This is a genomic window from Xenorhabdus thuongxuanensis, assembly GCF_001908095.1.
GTDB classification, from domain to species: Bacteria; Pseudomonadota; Gammaproteobacteria; order Enterobacterales; family Enterobacteriaceae; genus Xenorhabdus; species Xenorhabdus thuongxuanensis.
In genome coordinates this window covers 144,070-163,597 of record NZ_MKGR01000003.1, presented here as the reverse complement: position 1 = coordinate 163,597, position 19,528 = coordinate 144,070, and the positions used below count along the sequence as shown (strand labels likewise).

The following is a 19,528-nucleotide window of genomic DNA, read 5'->3' as shown; positions in this document are numbered from 1 at the left end:
CTTTAAAATACCATCAACAGAAGTATCTTTTCATAAAGATAAATTAAAATAATAGCCTAATTGATTTTTATCAAGTATCTTTTTGTCGAAATAAATTGACAGGGAAAAAGCATGAAATACGATCACGTTGACCGATTATTAATACAGTGGGAACAGCAGCGCCCAGACCTTGACCCATCGTCGATAGGCGTCATTGGGCGGTTATGTCGCATAAACAAAATTATTGAACAACGTTTGCAACATGCTTTCAAAGAACACGGCCTAAGCGCTATAGAATTTGATATCCTTGCGACATTGCGTCGTAATAACATACCCATTACACCTACTGAGCTATATCAATCCGTTATGTTAACTTCTGGAGCAATGAGTACTCGTATTGAACATATGGTACAGAGAGGACTGATTGGGCGTATTGCTAACGAAGAAGACCGACGTAGTTGCAAGATTTTTCTGACTACAGAAGGAAGGGCATTGATAGACAAAGCAGTGGAAAGCCATTTGGAGAACCAAAAAGCGATTCTCAAGCCATTGACAGAAACTCAACAAGAACAACTTACAATACTGCTACGGCATTGGTTGCTAGATAATGAGTCAGCCCAAAAAGATTCGCCCTGACGTAAATCAGGGCGAGATAGGTCTAGGAATAAAGAATATTAAAACTTAACATTAACTCTTGCCCAATAAGTACGCCCAGGCTCGTTTACTGCTGTATTGCCGGAATAACCAAAGCCCTGACTTCCCGCTAGGTTAAGGTGTTCGCTATAGGCTTTATCAAAAATGTTGTCAACACCAGCACTGACTTGAACGTTTTTGGTCACCTGATAGGTTGTATTTGCAGATAGAATGGCGAATCCTTTGCTGCGATCAAAGTCTTTTCCTACAACGTTACCTTCATTGATTGCCACTCGATGTTGGCTATTTACCAGGCGCAGCAAACCACTGCTAGTCCAGTCGCCATGTTCCCAAGTCAAGCCGAAACGAGCTTCCAAAGGAGGGATCTGCGGCAATGGACGATGATTAGTGGTATTTTGCGCCCAGGAATACGCCAGGCTGGCATCAGTTTTCCAATTTTCGTTAAACTTATAAGCAACCCCCGTTTCTCCACCCATAATGGTGGCATCCACGTTACCGGCCACCGGATCCTTGTTGATATAATCGAACAGGATAAAGTCATTCACCTTACCCACATACGCTGATATCCAACCTTTCAGGCTGTTATCGTTATATTGCGCACCGATATCTAACTGTGTCGTTTTTTCTGGCTTTATATCAGTGAAAGCATTTTCACCCGATTTATTTGAAAACAGCTCCCAATAATCAGGAAAACGTTCGGTATAACCAATACCGGCATACAGCATCACGGGGGTATCTTTCAGGTTATGTTCAAACCGAATAAAGCCCGCAGGCAAAGTCTCTTTACGTTCTTGTTGGGTGGAATATTTATATACCATCGCACGATCCAAACGCGCACCACCGATAACTTTACTTTGCTCAGTTGTATCCCATGTTAATTCACCAAAAATACCGTAATCACGGAAACGTGCATTTTTCATCCACCCATTTCTTTGAGCTTCAGCCATTTTACGATCGGTATTGGTACGGTGAATATTGGTTTGCATATCCACGCCGCTCTGTAACTTGAAATCTTCCCACATCCAAGTTCCCATCATACGGCCACCCATTGTCGAGCGATCAGGTTCTGAAGCCCTTTTTATTTCTGAATGACGCATGGAATAGTTATCCATAACATGGTCGGTATAATTGTAATAAAAATTGGATTCGAATTTATCAAACACCTCACCAATGTTAGTTTTTTCAAAACGCACACCAAGACTTTTGCGCTTGAATTGAGAGCCATCCATGCCTCGTGTGGCGTAACGTGCTTCACCATCACCCTGTCCAGCGCTTAGCTCAAGTAACGTATTTTCATCAGGTGTCCAACCTAGGGCGACATCGGTGTTCCATTTATCCCAGCGGGAAGGAACGTGATTGCCATCACCATCTTTATAATCATTGGAGCGAGATTTATTTCCGATCAAACGGATATAACCCAGTTCATTGCCAATACTGAGATCAGCATTACCATCCCAACGACTATTAGAGCCAACAACTGTGCTGACATTACCTTGAGCGCCAAATTGTTCAAATTGGGGGCGAATACGCTCGAAACGAATAGTTCCCGCTGAATTACCCGGCCCCCAGAGTACGGTTTGTGGGCCTTTGACTAAACTCAAAACGTCGTAATTTTCTGGTGAAATATAAGAACTTGGCGCATCCATACGCCCACCACAAGAGCCCAGTATTTCACTGTCATCAATTAACATTCTCAGACGAGAACCAAACATACCACGGAATACAGGATCGCCATTAGTACCACCGTTGCGGATCTGTGAAAAACCCGGAATGGTTTTCAGGTAATCAGAACCATCACTAGCAGGCACTGGTTGGCGAGGTGCTTTTAGTGAAGAAATTACCTCAAGTGGTGAAATTGCCGGGGCAGTTACAGTGATCACAGTTTCATTATCGTGATCATGGGCAATGCGTGTTTCTTTAGTATGTTGTTCCATATTGGCAGCCCAAGCAATGGTTGGCATAGTGAGTGCGATAGCTAAAGCTGCTGTCAGAGGTGATATACGAAATAGTTGTGTAGCAGACATAAAAAATCCCTTAATTAGCAACAAATTCGGTTTTGGAATTTGTTTGAAAAATTACCAAATTGCCGTACAAACTGTGTAAGGCAAAGAAAATAGAATGGTTTATTTCAAGCAGACTAATTAAGGGGTGGGGCACGTGGTTGTGATTCGCCGTAAAACAGTCGAATAATTGGGCCAAAGAAGCGCGATGCTGGTGGCGCCCTAGACACAATTAGTGTCAGTAGAATGAAAGGAACAAAGCCACCAGCTAATAATGGCAGATTAATCAAAAGCTGGCAGTAACCACAAGCGATATCATCCATCAATCCCATATGAATATGATCCACACCATGATGATTCATAGTGTGTGTCGATTGCATATTGGACACAGACATACAGTGATTTATTTCGCTTCTTATTCCTTCACGGTGGTGCTCCAGTGTTTTTGATACCACTGGTGCAATGAACAACATAAAAATCGCCAGTAAAGCGATGATGGTGGGTGTTCGGCTTTGTGAGAGGCGAAAAAGCGATAACAAGCTAATAATCCGGATCAATTTCTACGATTGAGGGCTAATCTTACTGCATTTTTGGTGAGGATTGTTAAAGTATTTTTTGGGTAAACATTAAAATTTGTTGGTTTCATCTACGTAAGTAAACTCATCGAATTTATGACAGCTTTCATTATTAACTTGTTCTATGGGTGATATCCTAACCGCCCAAACTCACATAAAGAGCATCTGCAAGATAATATGAAAACAAATCATTGCGGCTTTAAATAATTTTTTCCGCGATGTTCTCAAGTTTTAGCTATATAGCTGATTACCTAGCAAAAATCACTCAGTTTAATAAGAATTCTATCGGTATAATTTTAATACTATTTGGTATTTGTGGATTTATAGGCAACTTTATTTTTAGCGGCTTGCTGCAAAAAAATGTTGTGATGACAATTTATGCCTATCCTATTTTATTAATTATTCTCTATCTCCAAATTTTCTGGGGTGGACTGCATTCTGCTGGGCTGGTGGTCAGTCAGACATGGCTTCTACGGGAAGCAAATGAAGCACCTGAATTTGCTAACAGCTTTTATATTTCTTTTTCGAATTTAGGCATTACTATTGGATATGTGGTTGGAGGGTGGTTTCTTGCACAATTTGGAGTACACGCGATTTTTCTGAGCAGCATCCTCTTTTCTTTAATAGCTTTTTTCAGTATTTACCTTAAAAATTAATTTAACAAACCACTTTCCGCCATTTCAACCAGAGTATCTACGACATAGCGTCAAATGACGGTTTTGTGGCCATAATGCGTTAATTGGGATTTCTATACCTGAATATTCTTGCAATACTTCTTTGAGTTCTCCACTTTCAAGGTATTTTCCCACCATCCATAATGGAAGTTGTGCAAAACCACACCCTGCCAGAACAGCCTCCAACATTGCATCTCCATCAGCAAATTCGTAAGTCGCTGGTGGAGTGTAACGTTTTACTTTACCGTTCTTTTCCTTCAATAACCAAGATACTGGTTGGTTCCTACGAAATCCCACTATACAACGATGTTGGCTTAATTCTTCGGGAATTTTAGGTTCATTGTTAAGAGATAAATACTCTGGCGCTACACAAATAACGAGTTTTTGGGTTGTTAATCTACGGGCAACCAGACCGCTACTGTCAGAAAGTTCACCAATACGTACAGCAAGATCAATGCCTTCTTCAATCAAATCAACAAAGCGCTCACTGAACGAAACAGTAAGTGATAATTCAGGATAATCATGGGCAATTTTCAAAAGCGCAGGAAGTATCCTCTGACGACCAAAAGCAGCGGGGAAATCAATGCGGAGCCGTCCTGAAGGATGGACAATATGTGAAGTCAGTATAGATTCAGCCTGTTCAAGAATATCAATAGCGCTTTAGCAATTTATCAGGAAGGCTTCTCCATCAGGTGTCAAACTCAAACTTCGTGTTGAACGTTGAAAAAGCTTAATTCCTAAGCGATTTTCAAGTCGCCCAACACTTTTACCTACAGCAGATTTTGTCAAACCAAGGCGTTCTGCCGCAGCAGTAAAACTCCCTAGTTGTGCTGTTGTGACAAACGCTGTTATCCCGCTAAAATGATCCATTCTACGCATGATTAAGAATATCTATATCAACTAATGTATTAAAATATTCAGCCTATATTAACCATAATTGGAGTAAAATGGTGCAATTTTCGCAGAGATATCAAGCAAAGCACGCTTTTCTCTTTACCTTGCAAACTTCCGTGAACCAGCCACACAAAAAATTATCCCGACAGTTACAACCACCATAAATAAGCTCACAGATTCACCAAGTAGACTAGCGGATAGAACGAGGCCAAAAAAAGGTTGTAGTAATTGAAGTTGGCCAACAGCAGCAATACCTCCTTGAGCCAATCCTCGATACCAAAAAATAAAACCAATCAACATACTAAATAGGGATACATAGATCAGGCTAATCCATGCAGAAATACCGACATTTGCAAATGAGTTTGGCATAAATAGAAATGTCATAGTGAGCATTATTGGTAATGATATAAGCAACGCCCAACAGATAACTTGCCATCCTCCCAATACACGAGAAAGTTTTGCGCCTTCAGCATAGCCAAGCCCACAAACAAGCACAGCAGCAAGCATTAACGCATCTCCAATCAGCGAAGCTGATAAATCTTGCAAAGATGCAAATCCAATCACCAATAAACTTCCAACGACAGAGAATATCCAAAAAGCAGGGCGAGGGCGTTCTCCACATCTCCATACACCAAAAATGGCCGTGGTGAGGGGTAATAATCCAAGAAATACAATTGAGTGTGCTGAAGTAACATGCTGAAGAGCCAATGCAGTTAAGAGCGGAAATCCAACAACAACACCTATGGCAACAATCAATAATGAAACTAGTTGACTGGATACAGGGCGTTTTTCTTTAAAAACAAAAAGAATAATAATTGCTAATAATCCTGCAAGGGAAGCACGGGCAACAGTTAAAAAGACGGGATCAAAATCCATGACAGCTACTTTTGTTGCAGGTAGTGACCCGCTAAATATTAGTACACCTAAAAAACCGTTTAACCATCCACTTGTTGTATTACTTTTAAGTTTGTGCTGCATGATCATTATTCCTAATTTATTTTTGCGAATTAGCATGGTATGGCTCAATATCATGACAATCAAATTATTGTCATGGATACATTTTTAATATGACATGCAATCCGTTTAGCTATCGGTTCTGTAGAATTAGAAACTCTGCGTAAGGTTCTGGAAAAAGTGAGACATGTCATTGAATTTCACTCATACTTATAGATTACTGATAAATTCCCTTACTTGTAATATGTAACCTAATTTTTCAAGGGCAGGGATGTAGTCTGTTTCTTGTGTAGGATCGGAAACGATTAAATCGATATCAATAACGGGCTTTGCAGATAAACCAGGCACAGCCGTATAACTAATATGTTTAATATTAATAATTTTAATATGAAATTGTTTCTGGATTTTATTTTTTTCTTCATTGTAAATATTATTCCATTCAGTATCGTAGGGAATAATAATAGGTTACAGTATCTGATTAATACCGTTAACCCACGGGTTTTCATTCGGATCTCCTTCACAAAAAGACATAATAAGCGATTTAATGGAAATTAATTTTTTTGACATATACTGTTTCAGTTATAATTTCACAAAGTTATAAATTTGTGTATTGGTCGAACCATTATATCAATATAAAAAATAGGAAATATTATGATCGATAATAGTATTAGAACCGATCTTTTCTCACCTACCAAATTAGGAGAAATTGAACTTTCCAACCGTATTGTTATGGCACCTTTAACACGTGGTCGCACGAATGAGGATGGGATCCCAAATGAACTTAATGCTACATATTATGTTCAGCGTGTGAGTGCAGGTTTAATCATTTCAGAAGCAGCCAATATTTCAGCACAGGGACGCGGTTATGCCATGACTCCTGGAATCTGGACAGAAGATCAGGTAGCAGGGTGGAAAAAAGTCACAGATGCTATTCATGTTGCTGGTGGTAAGATTGTAATGCAATTGTGGCATGTCGGTCGTTTCTCACACGTTGATCTTCAACCAAATAGAGAAGCACCTGTAGCTCCATCTGTTATGGAAACAGACGGGAATGTTTTTACCAATCGTGGCATAGAAAGAGCTTCCATACCGCGTGCACTTGGAACCAACGAAATCCCCTATATTATCGAGCAGTATAGACATGCGGCAAAATGTGCTAAACGCGCAGGGTTTGATGGTGTAGAAGTTCATGCTGCTAACAATTATCTCCTAGAACAGTTTCTACGTGATTCAACTAACCATCGCACCGATCAATACGGTGGTTCAATTGAAAACCGAGCCAGATTGATCCTCGAAGTTGTTGATGCTGTAGCCCATATTTGGGGCGATGGTCGAGTTGGTATTAGATTGTCTCCAGTGACAACAGAAGTAGGAGACACTCCACTTGATAGTAATGTGATGACGACATATAGCTACCTGATTCAGCAACTCAATAAATTCAAACTGGCTTATCTCCATTTTGTTGAAGGAACAACGGGAAAAAATCGTGATATTCCTGAGGGTATTGATCTCGATGCACTCAGATCGTTGTTCGACGGAGCTTATATCGGTAACAACAATTATGACCTTGAAATGGCGATTTCCCGTCGCGCGGAAGGTAAGGTGGATGCAATTGCATTTGGACGTCCGTTTATTCCTAATCCCGATTTGGTAGAACGTCTACGCTATGGTATTGAACTGGTTGATGCAAATAATGACGCCTATTACGGTAATGGAGCAAAAGGATATACCGACTGGTTGAAGGCTAATTATTAATTTTATAGGCGGCTAAGCCGGATAGCTTCAGTGAAGCCGCTGTTATTTGCCAAAGCTGTTATGGTCCTCTATCTATTTTGGTAATTCTGCTGCTAAAAATGGAGTAGCGATATTTGAAGGGGGAAAGCACCGCATGGTCTCTGCAATTATTTTGGCTATCGATCTCGATCACAGAGATAAAACTAACGACTAGGTAAAAGTAGTTATTTGTCAGCGTGTTTCTGATATAGACCATGAAACACACGATCTACAAGCTGATTTACGAATGAAGAGTCAGGATGTGTGAAAGAGATGATCATACGGTAATATAGTGCACCATAGAGCATGTCCAGAATCAGTTCAGGGTCAGAAGATGAATGCAACTCCCCACGATTGATCGCTTGGTTAAGGACTTTTATTCCGAGCTGTCGGCGGGGTTCGATCCATTGTTGAATAAACGCCTTCTGTAGTTCTTCATTGCGCTGCGCCACGCCAATTAAATAGCGCAAAAGCTTCCCTCTTTTTCCAGATAACGCATTGATTAATGATTGAATTGTTTGTTTAACTGTTTCCGGAGTAGAGGTGGTTGGTTGGTAAATTATAGATGACTCAATATCTTGTAAAAAAGCATCCATAACAACCGCTGATGCGTTCGGCCATCTGCGATATATGGTCGATTTTGCAACGTTGGCATGTTGTGCAATGCGTTCAATTGTTACGTGCTGAATTCCTCCTATATGTGCTAACTCCAGAGCAGTGGTCAATACGGCTTTTGTTGCTGCGGCGCTTCTTGGTCGGCCAGATCGAGTTGGGGATAACAAAATATGCTCCTCATACTGTGTCTTTTATTCGTTGACATCAATTATGACGTGTTGCAGCATAGCACATATTCGATATGAGCCGTATTGAATATTGAGCCATTCACACAAAATGATAGGCAGGCTCCACTGAACTTAGGCTGAAACAGCGTGCTGGTCGCAGTTAAAGCATGTAGTAAGTAAGGAGCAGAATCAATTCTATCTTTTCTTTAAATTTTTTACCTCAATTTGGATGCGATGCGATGCGAATCGTATCTATTGTAAGTACTTCTTGGTGTTATTGACAACGAAGAGGATGCCTATGTTGGCATATAAGGATAAGGAGTGTTTTGTGGTTGAATATGATGTTGCAATTATTGGTGCCGGTCCTGCTGGGCTGGCTGCGGCACAACGTCTTAAAGGTAATGGCCTTCATTCAATTCTGATTGATCAAGGAAGAGCTATTCAGAAACGTGACAAAGATATTGAAGAAGAGCTTACCCAAGGTCATGGTGGTGCAGGTTTATATTCTGATGGAAAATTCTCATTTTTCCCATCGGCAAGTCATCTTTGGGATCTGCCGCAGCAGGATGCTTTGCATGCAGCTTATGACTGGACTTGCAATTTGCTTACTTCTTATGGACTGGATACCCCCCCATTTCCAGACCATCCTAAAGCCTATACGGTAGGAAGCGGAGAATGGATGCTCAAAGATTACCCTTCTGACTATTTATCTCTACAAGCGAGACTGGAACTTATCACCCAATTGGTTCAGAGTACCGAGTCCGATATTTTGACCGATACACAGGTGTCTCACTATCGCTATTTGCCCGAGCATGATTATTTTGAGTTTACTTTAACTGATGGTAAAGACTCATTTAAAACTCTCCATGTTCGACGTGTCATTGTAGCCAGCGGCCGTTTTGGTCCACTAGGAATCCCAGATAAGTCACGGCAATCTTTCCGGAGGCTTGAAGTTGGATTTCGCATTGAACAGCCTCATGATTTATCATTCTTTGGTAATATGTCTCAACTTGATCCAAAACTTAAATTCCAGCTGGGGTCAGGGGAGGTGGAGTGGAGAACATTCTGCGCATGCCGTGGTGGAGAAACGGTACTAACACAGACTTTGGGATTGTGGACTGTATCTGGTCACTCCGACGGACCATATTCCGGTCGATCAAATGTTGGCTTCAATACTCGGGTTCTCGATGAAGGTATTGCAAAGGAAGCTCTTCCAGCAGTACTTGAGGCGTTATCAAAATCTGAATCTCATTTCAGAGTAAAGCTTCAGGATGTATTGAACATGGATTCAGAATCGGCAACCAGACTTAAAAATATTTATGGTGAAAAACTCATGAATTTGATGCTTGATGGCATTAAGAGTCTGATGAAGAAGTTTCCAATAATCGACCATCCTGAAACCAGATTGATTGGGCCCACCCTGGAAGGAATAGGTTGGTATCCTGAAGTTAACGGAGAGTTGCGTATGCCTGACTCACCAGTATGGGTGGCAGGTGATGCCTGTGGCTTATTCAGGGGAATTGTCGCTGCATTTATCAGTGGACATTATGCAGCATCTTCGGTGTTAGCTGATTTGAAAAGGGGTTAAATTGTGAGTAAAAACGGGAAACCTGTAATCGGTGTGGGAACCATTGTTATTCGACCGGATGGTGCAGTATTGCTTGGATACAGAATCAAACCAGGCGAAGTGCCATGCTGGTGTTTACCTGGAGGCCATGTCGAGTCAGGAGAATCGTTTGAAGCTGCGGCGGTACGTGAAGTCGCCGAAGAGGCGGGTATTACGGATTTGAATGATGTGCGCATATTAGCGATAACACAGCAGCTTGATTCACCTGTATCCACAATTACAGGTGCTGTGCTGGCATCGATAAGTACAGATGTTGAGGCATTGGTATTGGAGCCGGAAGTATTTTCTTCCTGGCACTGGTTTAGTCCCGATGTTATTCCCGTTCCATTGTACCCAGCCAGCAATGCTGTTCTAGCATGCTGGCTGGGTACTGACTCACCAGATAATTGGCGGATTTACTTTGTTAATCAGACCGGAGAACGAATGTGAGTCTACTACATGTCTTTGATATGGATGGCACCCTGTTAAGAGGAACTACCGCTAGTATTGAAATTGCTCGTGAACTTGGATGTCTGGGGGAATTGATGGAGCTTGAGCATAATTTCAGTACAGGTCAGATTGATACCCATCAATTTGCAACACAAGTACACAGACTTTGGGGGGCATTAACTCTCAGTGACGTAACTCGAATTGTGGAAAAGGCACCATGGATTTCTGGTTTAAAAGAAGTACTAGAAGACATTCGTTTTCGCCATGAGTATTCTTTGGTTGTAACCTTGTCTCCTGACTTTTTTGCTGAGCATCTGCGTTCCATGGGGGCGGATATCGTAGTTGCATCGCGTTTTCCTGCTTTACCATTCAAAGAAAAGCTGGATGTAGCAGGTATATTGAGTCCTACCGATAAAGTAACGATTGTCGAACAAAAACTATCTGAATATGGTCTGGATAGATTGCGTTGCATCGCCTATGGTGATTCTTCATCTGATATTCCACTTTTTCAAGCTATCCCGCATACAGTCTCAGTAAACGGGGATAAATATATCAATCCTTGGTCCCGCCTGAGATATGCCGGAAATGATTTGCGGGATGCTTACTCGCTGGCACGCAATAATTTTTTTACCAACTAATAAATAATGCAAATATCTTAGATATAACTAAGAACATGAAGTTGAGAGGAATTTGTTATGCCTATATGGGTAGATGCTGATGCATGTCCTAAAGTTATAAAAGAAGTATTATATCGTGCAGCACAACGTGAAAAAGTACGGATTACATTTGTGGCAAATCAACAACTAAGTGTACCTGTATCCGTTTTTTTACGAACGTTACAAGTCCCAGCAGGGTTTGATGTCGCTGACAATGAAATTGTTTGCCGTTTAAAAATCGGTGATTTAGTAATCACAGCAGATATTCCTCTTGCTGCTGAAGCGATCAAAAAAGGTGCAATAGCACTCAATCCGCGTGGTGAACGTTATAGTGAAGCGACAATACGTGAACGCCTGGTTATGCGTGATTTTATGGATACGATGAGAGCGAGTGGAATCCAAACGGGAGGGCCTGCTACATTAAGCCAGCGTGATCGCCAGAGGTTTGCAAATGAACTGGATAACTGGTTATTGCAACAAAAAAAAGTATCTTGAAATAAAATATGATTATTCTATAAACACCATTTCCGTTGTGTTGTCCAGAGAACATATTTTTGATGATAAAGCAGGGCAGAGATTTACCTTGAATGTACATTAGATTGTATTTAACATAATATAGATTATGCGAACCTAAGATGTAATGGCAAAGTTGTAATGTCCGCTCTGGGCTAAGGGGGTTAAGATGTCCGTCACGTAGGCTCACCATTAAGAGGTTCACATGACGGCTTATAGAGCGGAGTTTTTTACATTGGAAGATGTTAAACGGCTAAAATTGGTTCAGGATAAGCACGATAATAACCGTTCACAGAGTATTCCAGTCGGAAACGGTTCATCACGTAAACGCAAAAAGCCAACAGAAAAGAAATCCCAAGGCTCGTTGGATACTGGCGATATGCTTGGAGCACTGAAAACTTTACAGACTCGCTCAAGTGAACTATTTGGAACAAGAAAAACCAGTAACACTGAGTAACCATAGCTAAAACCAAGTTATTCATAATGAGATCAGGCAAACATTTAAAGACAATATGTTAAATTTTTTGCCTTAGCACAGCATTTTCGTGCTCAATTAGCCATTTTTTGCGAGCTACACTACCTGGGGTATCAAGTAGAAGATCGAACTGCTGACGAGTTCCAGCAAAATATTCGCCAATTTCTTTTACTGCTTGCTTAGTGTGATTATTTTCTCCCGATATTATTTTAGATTTTAGTAAACGTTGGAGATCACTAAATTCAGTCTCTAACATCCGGCGGTCAGTAAATTCTAACAAACAAATTCCGCGTTCGGTTGCACAAACAAACATAGGACCAAGGGGGGTAGTAAAACGGTGGATCATAATCACTTCACTCTTTTCTGTTGGAGAAACACCAGTGAGCTGTTTGTAGGTATAACCAAAACCGCTTAATGATTCGTAACCACTATCAAAGGCAACATCGATAGCTGCTCGTCCACCTTTAAGCTCCTGAAGTGCAATATTCACACGCTGCATCCGTTGAAATGCGTGAAAGGTAATTCCATGATTTTGTAAAAACCAACGTCGTACACGTTCAGGACTGATGTTATATTTTCGGAGATCTATATCACGTATTCGTGTTTTGGGGTTAGTTCTAACAAGATCAAGAGCTTTCTCGATAAAAAGTGGTGCACTATGTGCATTTTCTGTTGGTCGGCATACTTTGCAAGGACGAAATCCTGCATCTAATGCAGATTTAATATCTGTATAAAATTCAACATTTTCTCTTTTCGGTTTTCGTGCTCGGCATATCGAGATACAAAATACCTTTGTAGTTTTTACACCAACAAAAAATACACCAGTATACTCAGTGTCACGTTCAAGTAATGCCTGATACCAGATATTGCACTGATTTTTATCGATAACTTTCATGAGTAAAAACACCTGAAAAAGACTGCTGCGACTTGATATTTAACATTAAATCTTTAAGCTTTGATTGAATTGCTGAATGAATAAAATTCCCCATAGAGATACGATTTACACCGAGTTCACCCAGTTTGTCGAAAAGTTGTCTGATACCGTTAATCACCTTACTATATTCAAGGTTAATCCCAACAACCCCAAGCTGAGAGAGACGTTTAAGATTAGTGGTTATCTCGTTAGCTGTTCTTCCAAAACCCGCTTCAACATCAACACTTAATGGTAGGTCACTGATGGATTTGATACGACTGACGATATATAACAATTCATCAAAAGACATTGCTTCACCATCTTCGTAACCTAATGTAGCGGCAATCGCTGCGCTCGACGTACCCAACGCTTGATAACCTACTTGCTGAGCTATCATCGCACTATCCGCATCCCAGACATTTGCTATGAGTAATGGTTTATTTTGATAATGAAGTTTAGTGAAGTTCATGACTATCTCCTGTTATGTATCGAATAAATGTAAACATCCGACGAGATGGTCACAACCGAAAATCAGACGAGCATTTTTATGCTATCACTCGATAAATATAATGCTGTTTGATTATATAAATGCAGGACATTTCTACTTAGCCTTGACACATGATATCTTATAGTTTCCTGTCAACATGTCGTAAGCAACTTGCAAAGCAGTTTTGTGGTCAATGCCAGCTTTTAGAGTTCATCCTCTTAGCATTTGGCGTTGCCAGTAAGACCATCAATGGCCATGCTGATTCCCCTCTCTTATGACCAAGAGAGGGATAATTTAGGAGTGATAGACGAAAAATCGGCGTGGGAGCGGTTGTATAGAGCCCATAGCATGTTATAGCAGCCTCTCGGCTAATGGAAATCGCCACTCAGAACGAAACTATATTCGCCGGATTAAGTGTACTTATTATCCCAAGAGCACCTTTAATTAATGGGATAGCCATCGGAGAGAGATAGGAACCTAGCGGAATTCCCGTGTGGTCAATGCTGGTAAGCATAGTAAGGTCTTGGTTTCGTCCGATGAAATCGTCGCTGATGGCTTTGCCAATGCGTACCGTCTGTGCCACTCCATGCCCACTCCAGCCATGCACCATATATATAGGGATGTTGTCACCGCTTTTACGGGCATCGGTAGCACCGTTCAAGGTCAAATCACTGATCCCACTCCAGGAATATTCCAGTTCGGGGTTCTCCAGATGCGGGAACACGGTTCTAATACGATCAAGCAAGTAGTTATTCACATCACGCGGTGACCAGGAGTTGCCTGTTCCTTGTCCACCGAACAGCAGACGGTTGTCACGCACCGCACGATAATAGTCTATCTGTAACTGTGTATCGTAGACCGGCAGATCTGATGGGATCAATTCTTTAATATCCATCGGCAACGGCGGAGTTACCGCTACATAGGTAAAAAAAGGTATTGTCGTGGAAGGGCCTGAGATAAACTCATCGGTGGAGCCATGTACTCCCAATACCACGGCCTTACTCGCTCTGATAACTCCCCGTTCAGTTTCTATCACTGTGCTACTACCATCTTGCTTGATACCCTTCACTCTTGTACTGTCATAGACACGTCCCCCCAGTCTAACAAAGCCATAAACTAGGCCTCTCAGCAGCGCCAGAGGTTGAACCTGTCCACCAATGTTGTCGATATTGGCACCATAATAGATACTCGAACGCACATATTCTTCCTGCAATTCGTGTGACCCAATAACCTTCACCGCCCTATCTCCCAACTGGCGACGGGCATCAGCATTAGCTACTAATGACCCCATATGACCTGGATGTATCGCTGCAGTAATATGACCGTATTTGCGGTCACATTCAAAGCCGTAACGCTCGCGGAGCTCATCCACAAGATTCATCGCTTCAATCGATGCAAAACGCCATAAACGTTTGGCCTCATCGAGTGAAAATTTTTCTAGTATGGTTTCAGCTTCCCAGCGGGCGATTCCAGGGGTCATCTGTCCCCCATTACGACCAGAAGCTCCTGAACCAATGTTATCCTTTTCAACCAGAATCACATCCACGCCCGCTTCAGCAAGATGCAGTGCAGTGGAAGCACCCAATAACCCACCGCCAATAACCGCAACCTCACAGCTCTGGTCTCTGGAAAAGCTGCCAAAATCCAGCCAGTCAGCCAGGGAAGCCTCATAGTAGTTAGCTGGTATGGCATTGGCAACCACGTCTCTATGCCAATTCCAAATCCGCGGATCCAACCCCAACCGGCTGGTTTTGTATTGTGCATCTTGCAACAGCATTGGCCGGAGTTGGTTAATATTGATAGCTGGGGCATCAATCGCAGTTAAGGTCCGAGCTAGCAAAGATGTAGTAGGAAGCATGGATGAAAGCACTCCCGCCCCTACGAAGGTCGCGGCAGTAGAGATAAAATCTCTTCTGTTCATTTCCATTTCAGCACTCCTTTATGACCGGAAATTACCCGTTAGCCTGGCTTGGGTTATTTACTTTCGCTTGTGAGTGAATCCGATCTTTTGAACTGTGTTTATTGTTATCAGACCGCCCTTTCAGAGAGGCGAGAATCAATAAAATAATAGTGCCAATAAACGGAATAAGATGTAACAGTAACCACCAAGCACGATAGTTGATATCGTGCAGACGGCGAGCATTTACCGCTAGCATTGGCAAAAATGTAATCAGTAGATAGATAGCACTGAACCATCCCATATAAATTTCGGGGTTAGCAACAGCAAACAACCTTTCTAGGAAAGAAATGATGAGAACAGCAACGATCTGAAATAGAAAAAAATACCAGAATTCCTTACGCTGAGCTCGCCCTCGAAAACAGGTATAATTCTTTAATGCATTTAAATACCAGTGCATTGTTTTCCTCTCTTATGAACCAATACAGGCTCCTTCCTGCCGCTACAAATGTATTCTTCCTTAGATATCTCCAGTTAAGCGGCAGAATGGCCCATATTATTTACAGTTCAGATCGAGCAATACAGATTTCAGAACGTTGAGAGCCTCGTCAAAAACATCATCTTGTATAGTCAGTGGAGGAAGGAAACGGACCACGTTGCCATGTACACCACACGTTAACAAAATTAGACCACGCTCTATCGCCTTCTGACGCACTGCGTTGGTAAAATCGGCATCAGGTTCCTGACTGTCCGCACGGTTAAACTCCACTGCAATCATCAGCCCAAGCCCACGAATATCAGCAATCTGTGGAACATGAGGTCGCAGTTCATGCAAACATTGTTTTAGTCGTTCTCCCAATTGCATTGCACGCTCAGTCAGATTCTCTTCTTCGATCACATCCAGCACCGCATGGCCAGCCGCAATTGCCACTGGGTTACCTCCATAAGTTCCTCCCAAGCCACCTGGTACCACTGCATCCATTAGTTCTGCTCGTCCCGTTACAGCTGCCAGAGGGAATCCCCCTGCCAAACCTTTTGCCATCGTGGTCAGATCGGCTGAAACCTCATAATGTTCCATGGCAAACAGTTTACCCGTACGTGCGAAACCTGTCTGAATCTCATCGGCAATGAGTACAATGCCGTAGCGATCGGCAATTTCACGTAAGGATTTGAGTAGCTCGGAAGGTGCAGGATAGAAACCGCCCTCGCCCTGTACCGGTTCTATGATAATGGCAGCGACGCGTGTAGGCTCAATATCGGTTTTGAAGAGATTCTCCAGTGCATTCAGTGTCTGTTCTACGCTGATACCGTGCAGTTCTACCGGAAAGGGAACACGGTAAACATCGTTAACAAGCTGGCCAAATCCCATTTTGTACGGTGCAACTTTACCTGTTAATGACATACCTAGGAAGGTACGGCCATGAAAAGCGCCACTGAAAGCCACTACACCGCTGCGTCCGGTAGCAGCACGCGCGATTTTTACGGCATTTTCTACTGCCTCAGCTCCGGTAGTAACAAAGACTGTTTTTTTCACAAAATTACCCGGCACCAGACAGTTCAGTCGTTCAGCTAGCGCTACATAATTTTCATAAGGCACTACTTGATGACAGGTATGAGTAAATTGTTCCAACTGCTTTCTGGCTGCGGTAATGATGCGCGGATGGCGGTGGCCAGTATTCACTACAGCAATACCAGCGGCAAAATCAATATAACGTTGCCCCTGAGCATCCCAGATTTCAGCGTTTTCCGCACGTTCAACATAGACTTGTGTGGTCACTCCTACGCCTTTTGCGATAGCCGCGCTGCGCCTTTTAGCTAACATAGATTCAACCATAAGTAAAAGCTCCTGAGTAATCTGAATAAGTGGGATTCAGCAGACAAATGCCCTGAGTGATTCAGTATGTAATGACGGTAGGATAACCAAACGCAGTGAAGGCGTTTCACCATCGGTCGACCAATTAACGTCTTGATTCTTCAATAGTGAGCCTGAACGTACTCCTGGCACTGTTGAAGTCACGACACGCGCATCGTCATTAATAATTAATGCTGGCTTACCGATAGCACCTAGAATCGGCAGAAGTAGCCGATCCAGTGTCGAAACCAGAATATCCACCGCCGCAACACCGGCAAACTCCTCACCGATAAGCACCGGATGGGCTATCGTAATCGTGTAAGCGCCATTACAGACATAATCCACATAGGGACCATCAATGACGGGACGACGGCGAGTGGCCGGCTGCCGAAACCACTCAAACAAGCGGAAATCTAGACGCCTGCGCTGCTCCTGATTTTGTTCCAACTGCGCATATTGAATGGTATTTCCTTCCTGACGCCACCACTCCAGCGTCCAGTAATCACTCTCCTCCTCAACCGTCTTCGTTACCGCATAGCTGGCAAATCCCGCCCCGTTACACCAGACGTTGTGATGCAGTACATCATGAATATGTTTTTGCAATGCGTTGCGCTGATCTTGCTCCAAGCGGACACCTTCCGTACGATATAACGGCAGCTCTAATAAAATACGCGCTGTCTTATCCGCTAAAGTTGCAGTAGCTCGCTGCGCTGCGACCAAGATATCGTCCAGGATGCTCCTGGCTCGTTCTACGTATATGTCGTTGTGCATATGTTCCCCAGTGATGAATGCAGCCCATTACTCGCTATAAGATCTCTGCAAGAACGGCGCATCAGTATCCATACGCAATTTGCATTCAAGCAGGTGGTCAGTAATTCGAGTAATCATCTTCTGTGCCAGCTGGTGGCAGGCAAAGCAATCCCCTTTATACAGAGCGGCCAAAAGTGTATACCAGGCGGCGGCAACCTCACTATGAATGGCATCCTCTCGGTACAAAAGTACCATTAAAGGCACCCATTCGGCTTGAATCTCCAACTCTTTATTGGCAAGCCTAGCCGACTGTGACTGAGATGCCAGGGTTAACAGACAACGCATATCTGTTTGTATACGGACATCCGGTTGCGTCGCGGCAGCAAAGTTTTCAATCAGTTGTTCAAGCTTTTTCAGTTCACCTGGCGTTGAACGTTGAGCCGCAAGCCTCGCACTGTGGCCAATCACTGCACAGTGAAATTCGCTGAAATCCGCCAGTTCTCCTGAAGCCATCAGCCGCAACGGGTGATATTTCTGCATTGTCTCAACGGAAACCTGGCACACAAAACTACCGCCATGACGTCCGCGCCGAGTATCGATCAACTGCCTGGCACGCAGTGTGTTCAGGGCGTCACGAACAGTTACCGGCGACACACCCAACAGCCGCGACAGTTCGTTTTCATTAGGTAACTGCTCATCGGTCTGTAATATCCCTGAAATGATCGCGTTACTTAAACGTTCCACAACCTGTTCGGTTCTGGTAGCCTGATCGAGCGGTGCGTAAATAATGGAATATGCCGTCATTCTCTAATTCCTGATTGAAATAATGCGGGATTTCAGCATGTCTGCAAATAACACTAAAAAATACCGTGGCGATGCAGTGCTTGCGCGTCCTCTGGTACTGGTGAGATAGCATCCCAAAGCTCAGCCACTTTGCCGTTCTCGACGCGCCATAGCTCAAAGTAGCTATGACGTGCTCCGGCAATACTTCCTTCTGAATGAGTCAGAACAAATTGACCGTCAGCTACTGTACGATGGATTTTTGTATAATGCAGTCCCCTTCCTTCATCTTTAAGTTGCTTAAGAAACGCAACAACTGCAGCCGTGCCATCGGGAATATCGGGGCTGTGCTGGCGAAACTCCTCACCATTGGTATAGTTGCCGAATTCATCATAGTGCCCTTCGATCAAGGTTCGCGTGAAAAAATTAACTACTAATTCGCGATTCTTCTCCCTATCACTGCTATAGCCCGTTTCAATCGGGCCATCTAACTGAGTTCGGCCACTGGCGTTGGGCACGGACTGCGGTACTAAACCATCCCAGTGCTCCACGATTAAGCCATCAGCAACTCGGTACAGATCGAAACCAACCAACGGCTGATCGTCTAACCCCGTAAAACGACCGTGGATAGCAACAAAATCACCATCCTGTAGTACGCGAGATGTTTCATGATGCAGTTCAGGATGTGACTGTACCAACTCACTCAGCCCGGCAAGACCATCTTTAATCAATGGGGAATGCTCGATGAAATTCGGTGCAAAATAACGCTCAAGCGCTCCCACATCACGGTCAGTAAACAGCTCGTAGTGCGCACGTAATACCAGGTCGCGCGAAGATCTATTTTGATTCATTGTGGGTGTCCTT

The 19,528-nt window shown here is 43.0% G+C and carries 19 protein-coding genes and 3 pseudogenes; 8 read left to right on the top strand and 14 right to left on the bottom strand.

What is annotated here, in order from left to right; genetic code table 11:
• Positions 1-111: 111 nt before the first annotated feature.
• Positions 112-615 carry a MarR family winged helix-turn-helix transcriptional regulator gene (locus Xentx_RS03500; protein WP_074018888.1) on the top strand — a complete coding sequence of 168 codons (504 nt, stop codon included), beginning with the start codon at positions 112-114 and terminating at the stop codon, positions 613-615.
• A gap of 38 nt (positions 616-653) precedes the next feature.
• Here the strand turns inward: Xentx_RS03500 and Xentx_RS03495 are convergent, their stop codons facing one another.
• Both Xentx_RS03495 and Xentx_RS03490 read right to left on the bottom strand, forming a co-directional pair.
• Positions 654-2,657 carry a TonB-dependent copper receptor gene (locus tag Xentx_RS03495; protein ID WP_074018887.1) on the bottom strand — a complete coding sequence of 668 codons (2,004 nt, stop codon included), beginning with the start codon at positions 2,655-2,657 and terminating at the stop codon, positions 654-656.
• 113 nt (positions 2,658-2,770) lie between these two features.
• A complete protein-coding gene (locus Xentx_RS03490) occupies positions 2,771-3,172 on the bottom strand; it encodes a DUF2946 domain-containing protein (RefSeq protein ID WP_074018886.1) in 402 nt (133 codons plus the stop codon).
• Between the two features lie 254 nt (positions 3,173-3,426).
• On the opposite strand from Xentx_RS03490, the gene Xentx_RS03485 reads away from it, so the two are divergent.
• A complete protein-coding gene (locus Xentx_RS03485) occupies positions 3,427-3,864 on the top strand; it encodes an MFS transporter (protein ID WP_074018885.1) in 438 nt (145 codons plus the stop codon).
• Here Xentx_RS03485 and Xentx_RS03480 read toward each other — a convergent pair.
• The 3 genes and pseudogenes from Xentx_RS03480 to Xentx_RS20060 all read right to left on the bottom strand — a co-directional run bounded on the left by Xentx_RS03480 (position 3,861) and on the right by Xentx_RS20060 (position 6,186).
• Positions 3,861-4,761: pseudogene (locus Xentx_RS03480) on the bottom strand (LysR family transcriptional regulator). The gene Xentx_RS03485 and the pseudogene Xentx_RS03480 sit on opposite strands and share 4 nt — an antisense overlap.
• Positions 4,762-4,875: 114 nt before the next feature.
• Positions 4,876-5,760 (bottom strand): DMT family transporter, encoded by an 885-nt coding sequence (locus tag Xentx_RS03475; RefSeq protein ID WP_074018949.1) that lies wholly within the window; start codon positions 5,758-5,760, stop codon positions 4,876-4,878.
• A 180-nt stretch (positions 5,761-5,940) separates the two neighbouring features.
• Positions 5,941-6,186, bottom strand: coding sequence for a GrpB family protein (locus Xentx_RS20060; RefSeq protein WP_422645859.1), 246 nt, complete (start codon positions 6,184-6,186; stop codon positions 5,941-5,943).
• A gap of 195 nt (positions 6,187-6,381) precedes the next feature.
• Between Xentx_RS20060 and Xentx_RS03465 the strand changes: the two genes are divergently transcribed.
• Positions 6,382-7,485: an alkene reductase gene (locus Xentx_RS03465; RefSeq protein ID WP_074018884.1), complete on the top strand. Its 1,104-nt coding sequence runs from the start codon at positions 6,382-6,384 to the stop codon at positions 7,483-7,485.
• A gap of 203 nt (positions 7,486-7,688) precedes the next feature.
• Here the strand turns inward: Xentx_RS03465 and Xentx_RS03460 are convergent, their stop codons facing one another.
• Positions 7,689-8,285 carry a TetR/AcrR family transcriptional regulator gene (locus tag Xentx_RS03460; RefSeq protein WP_083600862.1) on the bottom strand — a complete coding sequence of 199 codons (597 nt, stop codon included), beginning with the start codon at positions 8,283-8,285 and terminating at the stop codon, positions 7,689-7,691.
• A gap of 328 nt (positions 8,286-8,613) precedes the next feature.
• Here Xentx_RS03460 and Xentx_RS03455 point away from each other — a divergent pair, with 328 nt between their 5' ends.
• The 5 genes and pseudogenes from Xentx_RS03455 to Xentx_RS03435 form a co-directional block, all read left to right on the top strand.
• Entirely contained in the window at positions 8,614-9,873 is a 1,260-nt protein-coding gene (locus tag Xentx_RS03455; protein WP_074018882.1) for an FAD-dependent monooxygenase, read from the top strand.
• A 3-nt stretch (positions 9,874-9,876) separates the two neighbouring features.
• Positions 9,877-10,341 (top strand): nucleotide triphosphate diphosphatase NUDT15, encoded by a 465-nt coding sequence (locus Xentx_RS03450; protein ID WP_074018881.1) that lies wholly within the window; start codon positions 9,877-9,879, stop codon positions 10,339-10,341.
• Positions 10,338-10,979 carry an HAD family hydrolase gene (locus Xentx_RS03445; RefSeq protein WP_074018880.1) on the top strand — a complete coding sequence of 214 codons (642 nt, stop codon included), beginning with the start codon at positions 10,338-10,340 and terminating at the stop codon, positions 10,977-10,979. Before Xentx_RS03450 ends, Xentx_RS03445 begins: the two co-directional genes overlap by 4 nt.
• Before the next feature lie 57 nt (positions 10,980-11,036).
• Complete coding sequence (locus Xentx_RS03440; RefSeq protein WP_074018879.1) at positions 11,037-11,492, top strand: YaiI/YqxD family protein; 456 nt, start codon at positions 11,037-11,039, stop codon at positions 11,490-11,492.
• Positions 11,493-11,766: 274 nt separating this feature from the next.
• A pseudogene (locus tag Xentx_RS03435) lies at positions 11,767-11,967 on the top strand (ISNCY family transposase); the annotation flags it as partial.
• Positions 11,968-12,085: 118 nt separating this feature from the next.
• Here Xentx_RS03435 and Xentx_RS03430 read toward each other — a convergent pair.
• From Xentx_RS03430 to Xentx_RS03395, 8 genes and pseudogenes are all read right to left on the bottom strand, one after another.
• A pseudogene (locus Xentx_RS03430) lies at positions 12,086-12,880 on the bottom strand (bifunctional transcriptional activator/DNA repair enzyme AdaA); the annotation flags it as partial.
• Positions 12,864-13,367: an isocitrate lyase/phosphoenolpyruvate mutase family protein gene (locus tag Xentx_RS03425; protein WP_074018878.1), complete on the bottom strand. Its 504-nt coding sequence runs from the start codon at positions 13,365-13,367 to the stop codon at positions 12,864-12,866. The gene Xentx_RS03425 and the pseudogene Xentx_RS03430, both read right to left, overlap by 17 nt.
• A gap of 403 nt (positions 13,368-13,770) precedes the next feature.
• Complete coding sequence (locus Xentx_RS03420) at positions 13,771-15,312, bottom strand: NAD(P)/FAD-dependent oxidoreductase (protein ID WP_074018877.1); 1,542 nt, start codon at positions 15,310-15,312, stop codon at positions 13,771-13,773.
• Positions 15,313-15,337: 25 nt separating this feature from the next.
• Entirely contained in the window at positions 15,338-15,742 is a 405-nt protein-coding gene (locus Xentx_RS03415; protein ID WP_074018876.1) for a DUF805 domain-containing protein, read from the bottom strand.
• A 96-nt stretch (positions 15,743-15,838) separates the two neighbouring features.
• A complete protein-coding gene (locus tag Xentx_RS03410) occupies positions 15,839-17,116 on the bottom strand; it encodes a 4-aminobutyrate--2-oxoglutarate transaminase (RefSeq protein ID WP_074018875.1) in 1,278 nt (425 codons plus the stop codon).
• Between the two features lie 36 nt (positions 17,117-17,152).
• A complete protein-coding gene (locus tag Xentx_RS03405; protein ID WP_074018874.1) occupies positions 17,153-17,905 on the bottom strand; it encodes a cache domain-containing protein in 753 nt (250 codons plus the stop codon).
• A gap of 27 nt (positions 17,906-17,932) precedes the next feature.
• The gene (locus tag Xentx_RS03400; protein ID WP_074018873.1) at positions 17,933-18,688 is read right to left on the bottom strand and encodes a FadR/GntR family transcriptional regulator; all 756 of its coding nucleotides are present in this window, start codon (positions 18,686-18,688) and stop codon (positions 17,933-17,935) included.
• Between the two features lie 53 nt (positions 18,689-18,741).
• The gene (locus Xentx_RS03395) at positions 18,742-19,515 is read right to left on the bottom strand and encodes a nuclear transport factor 2 family protein (RefSeq protein ID WP_074018872.1); all 774 of its coding nucleotides are present in this window, start codon (positions 19,513-19,515) and stop codon (positions 18,742-18,744) included.
• Positions 19,516-19,528 lie beyond the last annotated feature (13 nt).